This is a genomic window from Candidatus Aeolococcus gillhamiae, assembly GCF_016464765.1.
Classification (GTDB): Bacteria; Chloroflexota; Dormibacteria; order Aeolococcales; family Aeolococcaceae; genus Aeolococcus; species Aeolococcus gillhamiae.
This window is the reverse complement of sequence record NZ_JAEKNS010000131.1, coordinates 31,700-47,574: the sequence shown is the minus strand read 5'-3', so window position 1 is coordinate 47,574 and position 15,875 is coordinate 31,700. Positions and strand designations below refer to the sequence as shown.

Here is a 15,875-nt window from a genome sequence, read left to right as displayed (position 1 = left end):
GGAACGGATCAGGAAGCAACCCCGGAGGTCGTGACATGGCGATGACTGGCAGTCTCGAGAAGTCTCTGACTGCTGAGGATCTCGCGTTCCTGCGCGATCTCGGTCAGCAGCTGCGCGTTGATGGGATCCGGGCCAGCACCAAGGCCGGATCGGGGCACCCCAGCTCGAGCATGTCGGCGAGTGACCTCCTCGCCGTGCTGATCGCCCGTCACCTCCGCTACGACTGGAAGAACCCCACCCTCGACAACAACGACCACCTCATCTTCTCCAAGGGACACGCGTCGCCCCTCATCTATGCCCTGTTCAAGGCGTGCGGGGCCATCGACGACGCCGAGCTGATGACCTACCGCACCCATGGGTCGCGCCTCCAGGGTCACCCTACACCCGTCCTTCCGTGGGTCGACGTCGCTACCGGCTCGCTCGGCCAGGGCCTGCCGATCGCGGTCGGAGTCGCCCTGGCGGGGCGCGCGGTCGACCGGCTGCCATTCCATGTGTGGACCGTCTGCGGTGACTCCGAGATCGCCGAGGGCTCCATCTGGGAGGGCCTCGACAAGGCCGGTCATTACAGCCTCAACAACTTCACCGCCATCGTCGACGTCAACCGCCTCGGCCAGCGCGGACCCACAGAGTTCGAGTGGAACATGGCGACGTACGCGCGGCGCGTCGAGGCATTCGGCTGTCGCGCCCTGGTCATCGACGGCCACGACATCGAGCAGATCGACGAGGCGCTGGCGACCGCGCGTGCGGAACGCGAGCGCCCGACGGTCGTGCTGGCCCGCACCATCAAGGGCAAGGGGTTCAGCGAGATCGAGAACAAGGACAACTGGCACGGCAAGCCCCTCCCGGAGGACATGGCTGAGCGCGCCATCGCCGAGCTCGGAGGCATCCGCGACCTGCACGTGGACTCGCCGCTGCCCGAGCCGGGCGAGTCGGCGGTGCGTCGCGGGGGCGGCGTCACCATCAACCTCCCCAGGTACTCGAAGGACGACAAGGTGGCCACCCGCAAGGCGTACGGAGACGCGCTGGCGGCCCTCGGGGCGCGCGCCGACGTGGTCGCGCTCGACGGTGAGGTGAGCAACTCGACGTACTCCGAGGAGTTCCAGAAGGCCTACCCGGAGCGCTTCTTCGAGATGTTCATCGCCGAGCAGCAGCTGGTGGCCTCGGCCGTGGGCATGAGCGTGCGCCGGCTGGTTCCGTTCGCGTCGACATTTGCGGCCTTCTTCAGCCGCGCCTATGACTTCATCCGCATGGCGGGCGTTTCCGGAGCCAACATCCGGCTGGTCGGATCGCACGCCGGCAGCGAGATCGGGGCCGACGGCCCCTCGCAGATGGCCCTCGAGGACATCGCCGCCATGCGCGCTGTGCACAGCTCGATCGTCCTGTACCCCAGCGACCCCGTCTCCACGGCAAAGCTGGTGCTGCACATGGCGAGCACCGACGGCATCCTGTACATGCGCACCACCCGCGGTGCCTACCCGACGCTATACGACAACGACGAGGAGTTCGAGATCGGGCGGTCGAAGGTGCTGCGCAGCAGCGACGAGGATGCGGTGACGCTGATCGGTGCAGGGGTCACGGTGCACAACTGCCTCGCCGCCGCCGAGCGGCTCGCCGCAGACGGCGTGCACTGCCGGGTCATCGATCTCTACTCGATCAAGCCGGTCGACGCGCGCACGGTCGGTGAAGCGTCGGCTGCGACCGCCGGCCGGATCGTCATCGTGGAGGACCACTACCCGGAGGGCGGCATCGCCAGCGCCGTGCTCGAGGCGCTCGCCGCCGAGACCCATCCACGCCACGTCGTCCATCTCGCCGTGCGCGGCCTCCCGCGATCCGGCACCCCGGCCGAGCTGATGGCGGCCGCCGGCATCGACGCCGATGCCATCGTTGCGGCGGCGCGATCGCTGGTCAAAGAGGCGCACTGATGGCGGCCAACCCGCTCCAGCAGCTCGCCGGCCAGGGTCAGTCGATCTGGCTCGACTACATCAGCCGCGACCTGCTGACCGGTGGCGAGCTCGAGCGCATGATCGCCGAGGACAACGTCACTGGGATGACCAGCAATCCGACCATCTTCCAGAAGGCGATCGCCGAGGGCACCCAGTACGACGACCAGATCCGCGAGCTCCTCGCCGCCGGCGTCGACGACCCCGAAGAGATCTTCATGGGGCTGGCGGTGACCGACATCCAGCGCGCCGCCGACATCCTCCGACCGGTGCACGACCGCACCAAAGGGGCGGACGGCTACGTCAGCCTCGAGGTGCCACCGGAGGCGGCGCACAGCACCGAACGCAGCGTCACCTACGCGAAGGAGTTCAACAAGCGTGTGGACCGCCCCAACGTGATGGTCAAGATCCCCGCCACCACCGAGGGCGTGCCGGCCATCCAGAGTGCGCTGACGGCGGGGGTGAACATCAACGTCACGCTCATCTTCGCCCTGGAGTCGTACGACAACGTCATCAACGCGTACATCAATGCATTCAAGGCCAGACAGGAAGAGGGGCGGTCGCTCGACGTCCATTCAGTGGCGTCCTTCTTCGTGAGCCGCGTCGACACCGCCGTTGACAAGCTCATCGAGGAGAAGCTCGCCGCTGACCCGGGCAACGCCACGCTCGAGGACCTGCTCGGCAAGGCCGCCATCGCCAACGCCGTGCTCGCGTACGAGAAGTTCGAGAGCTACTTTCGCGGCCCCGAGTTCGCTCCCCTCGCCGAGGCCGGGGGCCCGGTGCAGCGACCGCTGTGGGCCAGCACCAGCGCCAAGAACCCCAAGTATCGCGACGTCGTGTACGCGGAAGCCCTGGTGGGACCGGACACAGTGGACACCATGCCGCCGTCGACGATCACCGCCTTCCGCGACCATGGCATCGTCGACGGCAACACGGTCAACCGGGACTACGCGGGCGCCAAGCGGGTCATGGAGCAGCTCGCCGAGGTGGGCATCGACATGGAGAAGGTCACCGCCGACCTCCTCGACGCCGGCGTCACGTCGTTCGCCGACTCGTACGATGAGCTCATCCGCGGCATCGCCGAGAAGGTCGACGCCATGCGCGGCGGCTACGGGAGCCGCCAGTACCTCGACCTGGCCACCAGCACTGACGCGGTGCTCGGCGCGCTGCACACCGATGCTCCACGCGAGGTGGCGCGCCGGGTCTGGGATCGCGACCCCGACCTCTGGAAGACGGGCGATGCGGCCCACGCCAAGATCATCGAGAACCGGCTGGGCTGGCTCGACGTCATCGACACCATGCGCGGCGAGTTGCCCCGGCTGATCGGGTTGACCGCGGAGGTGCAGCAGGCGGGATTCCGCAACTGTGTGCTGCTCGGCATGGGCGGCAGCAGTCTGTGCCCCGAAGTGCTGCGCACATCCTTCGGCAGCGCTGCCGGCCAGCCCGAGCTGCACGTGCTCGACACCACCGATCCAGCCACCATCGCGGAGCTCACGGAGCGATTGGATCCTCGCACCACGATGTTCATCGTGGCGTCGAAGTCGGGCACCACCCTGGAAACGCTCAGCCACCTCGCGCATTTCTGGCAGTGGCTGACAACCGCTGGAGTCCTGAACGCGGGCCAGCACTTCATCTGCATCACCGACCCCGGGTCGGCTCTCGCCGGCACCGCTGCCGAGCGAAAGTTCCGCCATGTCTTCGAGAACCTCGCCGACATCGGTGGTCGCTACTCCGCGCTCAGCTACTTCGGGCTGGTACCGGCGGCAATCATCGGGATCGACGTGGAGGCGTTCCTCGACCGTGCCGACCGGATGCGGCTGCAGTCCCATCCCGGGACCCCCGCCGACCTCAGCCCCGGGCTGGCCCTCGGCACTGTCCTCGGGCTCCTCAAGCGAAGCGGCCGCGACAAGGTCACCATCCTGGCACCGCCGCGCATCGCCGCCTTCTCACTGTGGGCCGAGCAGCTGATCGCTGAGAGCACGGGCAAGGAGGGCAAGGGGCTGATCCCCATCGGCGACGAGCCCATCGGACAGCCCGGTGTCTACGGGGACGACCGCATCCTCACCGTGCTGCGGCTTCGCGACGACCACCCCGAGTTCGACGCCGAGGTGGGCGCGCTGCGCAGCGCGGGAATCCCCCAGATCACTATGCAGCTCGACGACCTGCTCGACCTCGCCGCCGAATTCTTTGCCTGGGAGTTCGCCACCGCCGTGGCGGGCGCTGCACTGGAGATCGATCCGTTCGACGAGCCCAACGTCCAGGAGTCGAAGGACAACACCAAGCGCGTGCTCGAGCAGTACGTGAAGAGTGGCACCTTCACCGACGAGTCGGCGACCGCTAGCGATGACGGAATCGCCGTGTTCGGTGCCCCGGGACGAGGGGACATCGACGGCACGCTGACGGAATTCCTCTCGGCTGTGCGCCCCGGCGACTACGTGGCGCTGATGGCATACGTGACGCCGAACGCGGAGAACGAGGCGGCTCTGCAGCGTCTGCGAGTGGCCATCCGCGACGAGCATCGCGTCGCCACCACGCTGGGCTTCGGACCACGGTTCCTGCACAGCACTGGACAGCTGCACAAGGGCGGTCCTGGCACGGGCCTCTACATCCAGATCACCGCGGACGATGCCGTCGACGTCCCCATCCCCGACCAGCCCTTCACCTTCTCGATCCTCAAGCAGGCGCAGGCCGAGGGTGACCTGCAATCCCTGCGTGACCATGCGCGCCGCGTCATCCGCCTGCACATCGGCGGCGACCTCGCGGTCGGTCTGAGCCGGCTCACCGACTCGGTGATCCACGCCGCCACCGGAGCGCGGTGATGCAGATCGGGTTCGTGGGTCTCGGACGCATGGGCGCGAACATGGTCCACCGGCTGCGTCGCGACGGCGACCACGCAGTCGTCGCGTTCGATCGCGACCCGGAGGCCCGCGTTGCTGCCGAGGCGCTCGGAGCGACCGCGGTGGCCAGCCTCACCGACCTCGCGCCGCAGTTGGCAGCGCCGCGGGCGGTGTGGATCATGGTTCCTGCCGGGGAGATCACCGAGCAGGTCATCGACACGCTCCTCGACACCCTCGAGCGCGGCGACGCCATCGTCGACGGAGGCAACAGCAACTGGCATGACACCGTCGCCCGAGCGCAGCGCTGCGCCGACAGGGGCATCACCTTCATCGACGCGGGCACCAGCGGGGGCATCTGGGGGCTGAGCGTCGGCTACTGCCTGATGGTGGGTGGTGACACCGACGCCGTGGAGAGGCTTCGACCGATCTTCGAGACCCTCGCGCCCAAGGACGGCTTCCTGCATGTCGGCCCGGCAGGCAGCGGGCACTACGTGAAGATGGTCCACAACGGCATCGAGTACGGGATGCTCCAGGCCTACGCGGAAGGCTTCAACATCCTCCATGCCAGCAAGGACTTTCCCGGCCTCGACCTGCACGCCATCGCGCACCTCTGGAACCAGGGAAGCGTGGTGCGCTCATGGCTCCTCGAGCTCGCTGAGAGCGCCTTCGAGAAGGACCCCCAGCTCGACTCGCTGCGTGGCTGGGTGGACGATTCCGGCGAGGGCCGCTGGACCATCGACGAGGCCATGAACCTCTCGGTGCCGGCACCGGTCCTCGTGCTGTCCCTGATGGCCCGCTACCAGTCCCGTCAGCCCGACGGGTTCGGCAACAAGGTGATCGCCGCCCTGCGCAACGAGTTCGGTGGCCACGCCGTGAAGACCGAGGACAAGGGCAACGGTCCACCGGCCTCCACAGCGATGACGCAGTGACCGAGACCGAGGTCAAGGGCGCGGTCACCCTCGAGGCGCCTGCGCAGTCCAATCCGCTTAGCGAAGGCCTGCGCCAGGGGCGCGTCCCGCTGCCGTGCGTGGTGGTGATCTTCGGAGCCACGGGCGACCTCACCAAGCGCAAGCTGATGCCCGCGCTGTACGCGCTCGCCGCCGACGGGCAGTTGCCCCCGGGCTTCAGCATCCTCGGCGCCGGCCGCACGGAACAGTCCACCGACGAGTTCCGCGAGTTGATGCGCGAGAGCGTCAAGAAGTACGGGCGCGTGGCTCTGCGAGACGACGTCTGGAGCGTCTTCGCGGACGGCCTGCGCTACTGCTCGTTCGACCTCGACGCCGACGACGGCCTCAAGGCGATCCGCGACACCCTCGAAGAGCTCGACCGTGAGCGCGGCACGGCCGGCAACCGCATCTTCTACTTCTCGGTACCACCAAGCGCCTTCGCGCCGCTGGCGGAACGGCTCGGCGCCGAAGGCCTGTCGGCCCAGGAGGGTGGCAACTTCGCGCGCATGGTCGTGGAGAAGCCGTTCGGGCACAACCTGGAGAGCGCGCGCGAGCTCAACGGCAAGCTCCACGTCGCCTTCACCGAGGAGCAGATCTACCGCATCGACCACTACCTCGGCAAGGAGACGGTCCAGAACCTGCTCGTCTTCCGCTTCGCCAACGGCATCTTCGAGCCGCTGTGGAGCCGCCAGTACATCGACCACGTGCAGATCACCGTCGCCGAGAACATCGGCGTCGAGGGTCGCGGCGGGTACTACGAGGAATCGGGCGCGCTCCGCGACATCATCCAGAACCACGTCATGCAGCTCATGGCCATCGTCGGCATGGAGGCGCCCAGTAACTTCCGCGCCGAGACGGTTCGCGACGAGAAGGTGAAGCTGCTCCGGGCGGTGCGCCCGATCCACCCTGACGACGCGCCGCTGCACACCGTGCGCGGGCAGTACGGGCCGGGATGGATCGACGGTGAACGCGAGGTCGGGTATCGCGAGGAGGAGGGCGTCAGAAAGGACTCGGTGCGAGAGAGCTTTGTCGCCGTCAAGGTCGAGATCGACAACTGGCGGTGGGCGGGGACGCCGTTCTACCTGCGTACCGGCAAGCGCCTTCCCAAGCGGGCGACCGAGATCGCCATCCAGTTCCGGCGTGTGCCCCACTCCCCCTTTGGCGGCAACGTGGCCATGCCGTCCGGGCTGCTGCCCTCGGACAGCATCGATCCCAACCTTCTGGTGCTTCGCATCCAGCCGGACGAGGGCATCACGCTGCGCTTCAGCGCCAAGGTGCCAGGGCAGTCGATGCGCATCCGCACGGTCAACATGGACTTCCTATACGACAGTGCTTTCCTCAAGGAGTCGCCCGAGGCGTACGAGCGCCTCCTTCTCGACTGCATGCTCGGCGACACCACCCTGTTCGCGCGCGAGGACGAGGTGGAGGAGGCATGGCGCTTCTGCACCGCCATCCTCGACGGCTGGCGGGCACACCCACCCAAGGTGGACGAGTTCCCCAACTACGAGGCCGGTACCTGGGGCCCGCAGAGCGCCAGGGACTTCATGGCTCGCGACGGCCGCCAGTGGCGGCGCCTGTGAGATGACCTCCGTCGGTGCGCCGCTGCAGGTCACGCATGCCAGCGGGTTGCACGCGGTGAACCGAGTGCTCGCCGACATGCACCGGGAGATGCTCCGCAGCGGCGGCATCGAGGGCGGCGTGGTGCGGCTCTCGGTGCTCAACCTCGTGGCCGCGTGCATCGACGTCGATAGCGCCGACCTGGCCACCCAGGCGGTGGGCCGTCTCGGGGCCAGGCATCCCGCCCGCGCGATCATCATCCTCGCCGACCCGGAAGGCCCCGACCAGATGGAGGCCGACCTGTCGCTGCAGTGCTCAGCTGTCGACGAGGGCCAGGTGTGTGCCGAGCAGGTCCGTCTTCATGTCGGCGGGCAGGCCGCGTACCACATGGCGAGCGTGGTGACGCCGCTGCTCGTTCCCGACATCCCGGTGTACGTCTGGCTCGTCGGCGCGCCACCGCTGCACCAGGCATTCGGCCAGGACGCCGTGGCGATCTGCGAGCGGCTGATCATCGACAGTGGGGAGTACGAGGATCACAGGGGAACGCTGCGCATGCTCTCCGACGAGCTGGAGGCGGTTGGCGACGCCATCTCGCTCTGCGACGTCGCCTGGGAGCGCACCCGGATCTGGCGGCAGCTCCTCGCCGAGTCGTTCGACGGCGAGGAGATGCGGCGGTTCGTGCGCGGCATCACCCGCGTCGACGTGGAGTGCAGCGGCGGCCGGATCTCCGCGCAGACCTGGCTGGTCGCCGGCTGGCTGGCCAGCAGGCTCGACTGGCCGACGTCGTCGGACGGTCCCCGCGTGATCGCCGCCTCACGCCACGACGAAGATGTCAGCGCCCACGACATCGTGCGCATCGCCGTACACTGCCGCGCCGGCGGCCACGAGGCACTGGTGACGCTCGAGCGTCGCGACGCGGCGCTGCACACCGTCATCGACGTGGACGGTGGGCTCACCGCCGAGCGGGCTGTGCCCTTCGCGGAGCTGGACACGATCGACCTCGTCGGCCGCCTGCTCGAGGGCAGCGGGGAGGACACGGTGTACCGCGCCGCGCTGCACAGTGCGGGGTCGCTCTCCGCAGAACAGGGATGAGCAGCGGTGAGCTGCCCGGAGAAGTCCGGGTCCTCACCGACCCGATCGCGGTGGCCGCCGAGGCGGCCGGCTGGATCGCGCGACTGTGTCGCGACGTGGAGAGGTTCCGAATCGCCGTCACCGGCGGGAACACCCCGCACTTCCTGTACGAGGCGCTGGCATCGTCTACGTTTCGCACCAGCATCGACTGGCAGCACTGGCATGTGTACTGGGGCGACGAACGCGCGGTGCCACCGGACGATGGGCAGAGCAACTACCGGCTGGTCGTCGACACCCTGCTGTCCAAGGTGCCCGTCCCCAGCGAACACGTGCACCGCATGGAGGCTGAGCGGCCCGACCTCCAGGCTGTCGCGGCCGACTACGCGCGGCTGCTCGAGGAGGAGTGCGGGCGCCCACCGCGTCTCGACGTGGTCCTCCTCGGGCTCGGTTCCGACGGCCACACCGCCTCTCTCTTCCCCGGCACCGCCGCTCTGAGCGTCGCAGACACCTGGGCGACGCCGAGCCGGGCCACCTATCCTCCGTACGAGCGCCTGACACTGACACTGCCCGCGCTCAACGCCGCGGCGAGCGTCGCGTTCGTGGTGACCGGCGCCCCCAAAGCGGACGCGCTGCGGGGCGTGATCGACGGCACCGTACCGGCCGCTCGGGTACGGCCGGACAACGGCGAGCTCGTCTGGTTCCTGGACGCCGCCGCCGCTCGTTCCATCGGCTGACGCCGCGGCGGTCGCCAATTGCGGACTTCCGTGGCGACACCTCTGCTGCTACGGTGGGAGAGTGAACGACGGCGGGATCCCGGCGGTTCTGCGGGCCGCGGCGGCCAGTGTCACCTCGGTCGCAGCCGGGCTGGGTCGAGTGCTCGAGGCTGTCGCAACCGAGCTCGAGCGCCCCGAACGGGCGACGAGCACCCCGCCTCGCACCGACCCGGCGGGTGGTTCCGCGGGGTCGAAGCCCCACGCCGCGCGCCCGCGCAGGAAAAGCGCGGCGACTGCGCGGTCAAAGGCGCGCGCAGCACCCCGATCATCAGGCAGGAAACGGTGAGCGATGACGCTGCGTCCGAAACCGACTTCAGCGCCCTGGCGGCATCCCTCCAATCGGATGCCCGGGACGCTGCCGTCTTCTTTCGGGTGATGTGCACGGCCCTGACCGACGCCCTCCCTGACAACACCACCGTCGAGCACGACCACAGCATGTTCAAGAACCGCCGGCTGGCGCGCAGGGTGACCGTCCAGCTCGGCGACGACACCTTCGTCGCCGAGCTTGCGCAGCAGCGGGTGATCTGTCATCAGAGCCACGCGGTCCATGGCGTCGGTGGCGGCCTGCCGACGTCTGGAGAGATGGACGTGGCCGGCTGGACGGCAGCGCTGCTCACCAGCGCCGCCCAGGCTGCGCGCACACGGAACGCGGCGGTGACCGCGCTGCGCTCGATGACGAGCTGAGCCGGCCCCGCGGTCAGGCCGGTTCGCCGAGCAGGTTCTCCTGCTGCAGCAACGTCTTCACCTCGTCGAGGGACATGTCCGCACTGGGCAGGATGATGTCGCTCGTGGAGAGGTCCTCGTGTGACAGCTGCGTTCCCGTGGACTTGACAAAGGCGGTGGCGTCGGCGAGAGCGGAGTGAAATGCAGCGTCGTCACCGGAGCGGACGGCGGCGACCAACCGCTGGTCGTAGGTGTCGAGGTGTAGGCGAGCAGAGGTGGCAATGCGGTACTGCTCCTCACCGTGGATGCGCACCACGATGCTCCCCTCCGGGAGTGCTGCGCTGACCGCCGGTGCGGCAAGCCCGAGCTGTGCCTTCATGGCCGCCAGCTTCGCTTGCACGTTGCTCTCCACGACCGTCGCTGTGATCTGGTCGTCGAGAGCCGTTCCGCCTCCGGACAGAAGTGGGGCGTCGAGCACGCCGCTGTCCAACAGGGAGTCGACCGCGTCCGCATGCGCCTGTGACCGTGCGATCTTGTCCTGCGCGCGCTGCATCATCATCGCCGTGTCAGATGTGTGCTCGCCAATCCCGGCGAGCGTGTCGCCGGCGGCGCTGGTCGCCTTCGACGCCTCATACGACGCTTTGAGCGTCTCTCGCTGGCTCGCGAATGCCTGCACCCTGGCTTGGTAGCGCTGGATGCCTTGCTGGAGCTTGGCAACCTGCGCCGCAATCGACTGGATCTGCGGGTTCAGCTGCTGACGCTGCTGGCCGAGCACTTCCGCTTGGGTCAGCGCCTGGGTGGCGAGGTCCTCCTTGCCCGATTGCATGGCCTGCTGCGCCGCACCGTTGAGCTGCGCGATCCGCTTGTCCATCTCGGCCGCCTGATTCTCCAGGCGCTTCTGGCCGCTGGTCGCCTCCACCAATGCGGTGCGCAATCGCTGCTGCTGCTCGAGCAACTGCTGGTACGACAGGTCGATCGCCTGGGACGGATCCTCCAGGCGGTCGAGAGCTGCGCTGCTCTTCTGCTGGAAGATGTTGCTGAAGCGTCGGAAAACGCTCATGAGATGTGCCTCCTGGCCTGGAGTCGCGCGAGTTGCCGGCGGCCCGATTCTAGTGCGGTGAGCCAGGCGAAGCACCGCGCACGGTGCGGCCCGCGGCCGGTACGGCCTGCCATCATGCCCGGGGGAGCCGAACGGTGCGGAGGTTGACAGTGGCGATCCTGGTGGCCGTGGTGGCAGTACTGGTGATCCTCTGGCTGATCGGGGTGGTGATCGTGCACGTCGCCGGCTTCGCCATCCATGTGCTCCTGATCATCGCCATCGTGGCTCTCATCGTCGGCGTCCTGGGCAGGCTGCGCGCCTGAGCTGAGCGACGCGTGGCACAACCGAGCCACCCGGGGAGGATGCGGTGCCTCTGATCGTCGGCACCTCGGGATGGCAGTACGCGTCGTGGCGCGGACGCTTCTATCCCCGCGGTCTCCCACAACGCGCCTGGCTGGCGCACTATGCCGATCGGTTCGCCTGCGTGGAGGTGAACAACACCTTCTACAACCTGCCCGCTGCGGAGACCTTCCAGAGGTGGGGTGAGGAGACGCCGGCGGATTTCCGGTTCGTGCTCAAGCTGAGCCGTTACCTGACCCACATCCGCCGGCTCCGCGAGCCCGAGGACCCGGTGCGACTCTTTCTTGAACGTGCCGCCCCGCTGGCCGCCAAGACGGGTCCCTTGCTGCTCCAGCTGCCCCCAACGATGCGCTGCGACGTCGCACGCCTCGACGCCGCGCTCGCCTGCTTTCCGGAACGCTGCCGCATCGCCGTCGAGTTCCGCCATGCCAGCTGGTACACCGGGGAGGTCGCGGCCTGCCTGCGTGACCATGACGCGGCGCTCTGCCTCACCGATCGCCGCGGGCGTCCGCAGCAGCCGATGTGGCGCACTGCGTCCTGGGGATTCGTGCGCCTTCACGAGGGTCGCGCGACGCCCTGGCCGTGCTACGGCGACGCCTCGCTGCGCAGGTGGGCGGCGCGCATCGCCGAACTCTGGAGCCCGGAGGAGGAGGTCTACACGTTCTTCAACAACGACCCGCAGGGGTGCGCGGTGCGAGACGCGGTACGTTTCGCGCGCCACGCTGCGCGCGCCGGGCTGAGGCCGACGCGCGTGCCCAGCCTGGATGAGGCTCCGGTCGGCTGAGCCGCCGCTGACTAGCGCGCTCGCGCGCGGGCGCGGGCGCGCCGGGCGGCGACCCACTCGACGAGCGCGTCATGAGCCAGCGTGTTGATGACCCGCTCGCGCGGAATGCCCGCCACGATGAGGGCGGCGATTCCCAGCGGCATTGCGTCGAGGTCGACGGGATGGTGCGCGTCGGTGTCGACCGCGACCCACACCTCGTGCCGGGCGGCCAGCCGCAGCAGTTCGACGTCGAGGTCCTGCCGGTCCGGGTAGGCGTCCACCTCGAGCGCGACGCCGAGCTCTGCGGCGGCCTCGAACACCTCGTCCCACCGAGCTGTGAGACCGAGGCGACGGTCGTACATGCGTCCCCGCGGGTGCGCGAGCACGTCGACAGTGGGGTTGTGCAGCGCGCGGATGTAGCGATCGGTCTGGTCCTCGGGCAGGCGCAGCTTGGAATGAAAGGCGCCGAGCACGATGTCGAGCCCGGCAAGGACGTCCGGGTCGGTGTCTCCACCGCCCTCCGGGTCCACGTTCATCTCGAGGCCGTGCAGGACGCGGAACGGGTGTCCCTCGGCGGCGAGCAGAGCGTTGAGGTCGCGCACCTCAGTCGCCTGCGCTGCGCGCGTGGTCGCGTCCATACCATGCGCGATGCGCAGGCCCTCGGAGTGGTCGGTCACGGCCATGTGGCTGTAGCCGAGCTCTAGGCATCGTCGCGCCATGGCCTCCAGTGAGGCGTGGCCGTCGCTGCTCAGCGTGTGCATCTGCAGGTCACAGCGGACTGCGGATGACCAGCCCTGGCCGCCGGCGACGATGCGCAGCGCGTCGGCACGGGCCATGAAACCGCTTCGCAGCGGTGGCGCCGGCGGCGCGGTGGTGCCCGCGGCCACCCAGTCGCCAATGAATTGCGCGAGCCACGGGCCGACCCGCGCGAGGGTCGTCAGAGGCAGTCCGGCAGCGACCACATCGGCTGCAGGTACGTCCCAGCCGAGTGCGGCGCGGGATGCACGGCGCATTGCCCGCTGACGCTGGCTGCCCTCCTCCTGCTCGTCCGCAGCACGGGCGAGCAACTCCGAGAGGTCCGCGTTGCCCGGTGCAGAACCCGGTGGGCGCGGGTCAGGCGACGCGCGCACCCTCGCGCCGGCTCACCGACCCGATCCGTCCACCACGCCGGCGACCGCCTTGCGCCCGCGCCGGACCGCGGCACCGACGGTCTTGCGCGCCGCATCCACCGGCGCCGAGACCACGGCCGCCGTGATGCTGCCGGGAGGCTCGTCGGGAGCGGTCGGATGCGGGCGAGTGGGCATCACGCGCTTGGCGGCGCGCATGTCCTCACCCATCACGATCAGATCCTCACGGGAGAACGCCTTGCGCAGCTTGGGGAAGAGCTCGCTCTCCTCCTCATCGATGTGGTGCTTGACGTTCTCGATGAGCACCTTCATCTTGGGGGCGAAGCGCTCGTCGCTGGGCTGCATCTTCTCGAGCTCGGCAAGGATGGTCTTGACGACGTGATGCTCTTCGAGAGCTTCGAGCACATCATCGTTCGACTTGGGGACCGCGACACGCGCGCGGGGATACAGCACGTTCTCCTCGATGCCCGCGTGGATGGACAGCTCGGTGATGATCCTGTCCGCAAGCCGGCGGCGCTGCGCATACGCGCGATCGCCGGTGGCGGAGAACTCCTTGAAGAGCTTCTTGACCGCACGATGATCCTCGCGCAGGAACGCGATTCCGTCCTGAGCCGGCATGGGTGAGCCTCCCGTTGTTGAACAACAGCACGAACGGCCGACATGGGCCTGACCGTCTCTCGTCGATGCTATGCGCTCGTACCGAAGCGCATCGAGCGCGTCAGTTCGGCGCGGCGGCGGTGGGCAGGTCGAGGCGGAACACGCTGCCCTCGCCGGGGACGCTGCGCTCGACGCGCAGGGATCCCCCGCATGCCTCAGCAAGGACTCGACCGACGTGCAGGCCGAACCCGGTACCGGGGATCCGATTATCGACCCGGAAGAACCGATCGAAGATGCGCGAATGAAGCTCGGGGCTGATGCCCACGCCTCGGTCCTCAACGCGGATCGCGGGCGGCTGAGCGTCATCGACGGACAGTCGGATCCACGGGGAGTGGCCCCCGTAGTTGATGGCGTTGTTGATCAGGTTGTCGACGATGCGATCCACCTGAAACCTGTCGGCCGACGCGAGCACAGACTGCGGGCTGCGCTTGGTCTCGATCGTCGCCGCGGCCAGCCCGGCGCGAGCCTCACTGCGCACAGCGGCCCGCGCGATCACGTCGTTGAGGTCGAGTGTCTCGATGCTGAGCGGCACGGCGCCGCTCTCGAGACGCGCGGCAAGCAGGATGTCGTCGACGAGCCGATGGGTTTCGCCGACCTTGGCGGCGATCATCTCCAGCGGCTTCTCCCATGCCTTGGGGCCTTCGCCGAAGGTTCCGGCGCGGAGCAGGTCGACGTACCCCGAGAGGACCGTGAGCGGTGCGCGGAGGTCGTGGACCACCAAGTTGAGGAAGGAGAGCATCGCCTCGGACGCCACCTGGCTGCCCGTGTGCCGTGAGCTGTGCAGGGCCAGCGCTGCCAGCGACGTGTAGTCCTCGATGAACGCGGACTCGTCGTCCGCCAGCGGTGCAGGCCGGTCACGCACCAGCAGCAACGCACCCACCGGCCTCGGCCCCTCAGCGTCATCCTCGTCGACCCGCAGGGCCGCCCCCACCAACTCCCCGCTTTCCGCCACCCCCAGTGCCTGCCCGAGCGCGCTGGCCGACGGTTCGACGCGGTGAAGCCTCTCACCGCCGGCAAGAACCTCGAGCACGGGCGAGGCGGCCAACTCCCAGACCGACCCCGCCGTCAGGACACCGGTGCGGCCCGCCACCCCGACCACTCTCACTGCCTCTGTGCCATCGATGACGCACACCGCGCAGCCGCGCACCGATTCGGTCAGGGCGTGCTCGGCAAGGGTCCCCGCCAGCGACGCTCCGCCGTCTGCTGGGCGCGCGTCACCACGCAGCGCGGCCGCCAGCTCGCTGACAGCACCGCCGAGCGCGCGCTCCACATCGAGGCCCGCCGCCACCGGCCGAGAGGTCACCTTCCCACCATCAGGACACTAACTTTATGCGACGGGGCCGTTTCCATTCTGTACGCTACCGATCAGTCACACTTTGAACGCGGCCGTTCCGTGGCAGGCGCCCATCATGGGGTAGGCTGGAAATGTGCCCCGTCCGAACTGGCGAGCCTGCTCCGACGCGCTGTGCATCGCTCCCAGCTTGCTCGCCGCCGACTTCGCCCATCTGGCTGACGCAGTTCACGCACTTGAAGGGAGTGGGGTGAATCGCCTGCACGTCGACGTCATGGACGGGAGCTTCGTGCCCAACTTCACGTTCGGCACCGACACCGTGCGCGCATTGCGACGCGAGACTGACCTCCCGCTCGAGCTTCACCTCATGATCCGCGAACCGGAGAGGCACCTCGAGACGTTCGCCTCGGCGGGCGCGGACGGCATCACCGTCCACCAGGAGGTGTCTCCGCACCTCCACCGGACACTGTCATCGATCCGGGCGCTGGACTGCCGCGCCGGCGCGGCCATCAATCCCAGCACGCCGGTGAGAACGCTCCACGACGTCCTCGACCTCTGCGACCTCGCCCTGGTGATGACCATCAACCCGGGTTTCGGGGGGCAGAAGCTCATCCCGCACACCTTGGAAAAGGTCGCCGAGCTTCGCAGCGAGATCGATCGCCGGGGACTCTCCACGGAAGTGGAGGTGGACGGAGGCGTCGAGGCCTCCAACGCCGCCGCCTGCGCCGCTGCCGGCGCCACGGTGCTCGTCGCCGGAACCGCGGTGTTCGGCCATGCCGAGGGGCCTGCGGCCGGCGTCAGAGCGATCACGGCGACGCTGCCGCCCCGCTGATCATCCCCGGCCGGCGCT

Annotated in this window: 14 protein-coding genes; 10 read left to right on the top strand and 4 right to left on the bottom strand. The window is 68.7% G+C overall.

Features of this window, described 5'->3' with window-relative positions; genetic code table 11:
• The first annotated feature begins 41 nt into the window (after positions 1 to 41).
• From JF886_RS12915 to JF886_RS12885, 7 genes are all read left to right on the top strand, one after another.
• Positions 42 to 1,922, top strand: coding sequence for a transketolase (locus JF886_RS12915; RefSeq protein WP_337313181.1), 1,881 nt, complete (start codon positions 42 to 44; stop codon positions 1,920 to 1,922).
• On the top strand, positions 1,922 to 4,759 hold the full coding sequence (locus tag JF886_RS12910; protein ID WP_337313099.1) for a bifunctional transaldolase/phosoglucose isomerase: 2,838 nt from the start codon (positions 1,922 to 1,924) through the stop codon (positions 4,757 to 4,759). Before JF886_RS12915 ends, JF886_RS12910 begins: the two co-directional genes overlap by 1 nt.
• A complete protein-coding gene (gene gnd, locus JF886_RS12905) occupies positions 4,759 to 5,706 on the top strand; it encodes a phosphogluconate dehydrogenase (NAD(+)-dependent, decarboxylating) (protein WP_337313097.1) in 948 nt (315 codons plus the stop codon). The genes JF886_RS12910 and gnd overlap by 1 nt, the downstream gene beginning before the upstream one ends.
• Positions 5,703 to 7,304 (top strand): glucose-6-phosphate dehydrogenase, encoded by a 1,602-nt coding sequence (gene zwf / locus JF886_RS12900; RefSeq protein ID WP_337313095.1) that lies wholly within the window; start codon positions 5,703 to 5,705, stop codon positions 7,302 to 7,304. Before gnd ends, zwf begins: the two co-directional genes overlap by 4 nt.
• A 1-nt stretch (position 7,305) precedes the next feature.
• A complete protein-coding gene (locus JF886_RS12895) occupies positions 7,306 to 8,373 on the top strand; it encodes a glucose-6-phosphate dehydrogenase assembly protein OpcA (RefSeq protein WP_337313093.1) in 1,068 nt (355 codons plus the stop codon).
• Complete coding sequence (gene pgl, locus JF886_RS12890; RefSeq protein WP_337313091.1) at positions 8,370 to 9,086, top strand: 6-phosphogluconolactonase; 717 nt, start codon at positions 8,370 to 8,372, stop codon at positions 9,084 to 9,086. The genes JF886_RS12895 and pgl overlap by 4 nt, the downstream gene beginning before the upstream one ends.
• Before the next feature lie 321 nt (positions 9,087 to 9,407).
• The gene (locus tag JF886_RS12885) at positions 9,408 to 9,809 is read left to right on the top strand and encodes a hypothetical protein (RefSeq protein WP_337313089.1); all 402 of its coding nucleotides are present in this window, start codon (positions 9,408 to 9,410) and stop codon (positions 9,807 to 9,809) included.
• A 13-nt stretch (positions 9,810 to 9,822) separates the two neighbouring features.
• On the opposite strand, the gene JF886_RS12880 is transcribed toward JF886_RS12885, so the two are convergent.
• The gene (locus tag JF886_RS12880; RefSeq protein WP_337313087.1) at positions 9,823 to 10,848 is read right to left on the bottom strand and encodes a PspA/IM30 family protein; all 1,026 of its coding nucleotides are present in this window, start codon (positions 10,846 to 10,848) and stop codon (positions 9,823 to 9,825) included.
• Between the two features lie 134 nt (positions 10,849 to 10,982).
• On the opposite strand from JF886_RS12880, the gene JF886_RS12875 reads away from it, so the two are divergent.
• Complete coding sequence (locus JF886_RS12875) at positions 10,983 to 11,150, top strand: DUF5670 family protein (RefSeq protein WP_337313085.1); 168 nt, start codon at positions 10,983 to 10,985, stop codon at positions 11,148 to 11,150.
• Between the two features lie 44 nt (positions 11,151 to 11,194).
• Complete coding sequence (locus JF886_RS12870) at positions 11,195 to 11,971, top strand: DUF72 domain-containing protein (RefSeq protein WP_337313083.1); 777 nt, start codon at positions 11,195 to 11,197, stop codon at positions 11,969 to 11,971.
• 11 nt (positions 11,972 to 11,982) lie between these two features.
• On the opposite strand, the gene JF886_RS12865 is transcribed toward JF886_RS12870, so the two are convergent.
• The 3 genes from JF886_RS12865 to JF886_RS12855 form a co-directional block, all read right to left on the bottom strand.
• Positions 11,983 to 13,080: a PHP domain-containing protein gene (locus JF886_RS12865; RefSeq protein ID WP_337313081.1), complete on the bottom strand. Its 1,098-nt coding sequence runs from the start codon at positions 13,078 to 13,080 to the stop codon at positions 11,983 to 11,985.
• Between the two features lie 12 nt (positions 13,081 to 13,092).
• A complete protein-coding gene (locus tag JF886_RS12860) occupies positions 13,093 to 13,695 on the bottom strand; it encodes a hemerythrin domain-containing protein (protein WP_337313079.1) in 603 nt (200 codons plus the stop codon).
• Positions 13,696 to 13,795: 100 nt separating this feature from the next.
• Complete coding sequence (locus tag JF886_RS12855) at positions 13,796 to 15,037, bottom strand: sensor histidine kinase (protein ID WP_337313076.1); 1,242 nt, start codon at positions 15,035 to 15,037, stop codon at positions 13,796 to 13,798.
• A gap of 124 nt (positions 15,038 to 15,161) precedes the next feature.
• Here JF886_RS12855 and rpe point away from each other — a divergent pair, with 124 nt between their 5' ends.
• The gene (gene rpe, locus JF886_RS12850; RefSeq protein WP_337313074.1) at positions 15,162 to 15,857 is read left to right on the top strand and encodes a ribulose-phosphate 3-epimerase; all 696 of its coding nucleotides are present in this window, start codon (positions 15,162 to 15,164) and stop codon (positions 15,855 to 15,857) included.
• Positions 15,858 to 15,875 lie beyond the last annotated feature (18 nt).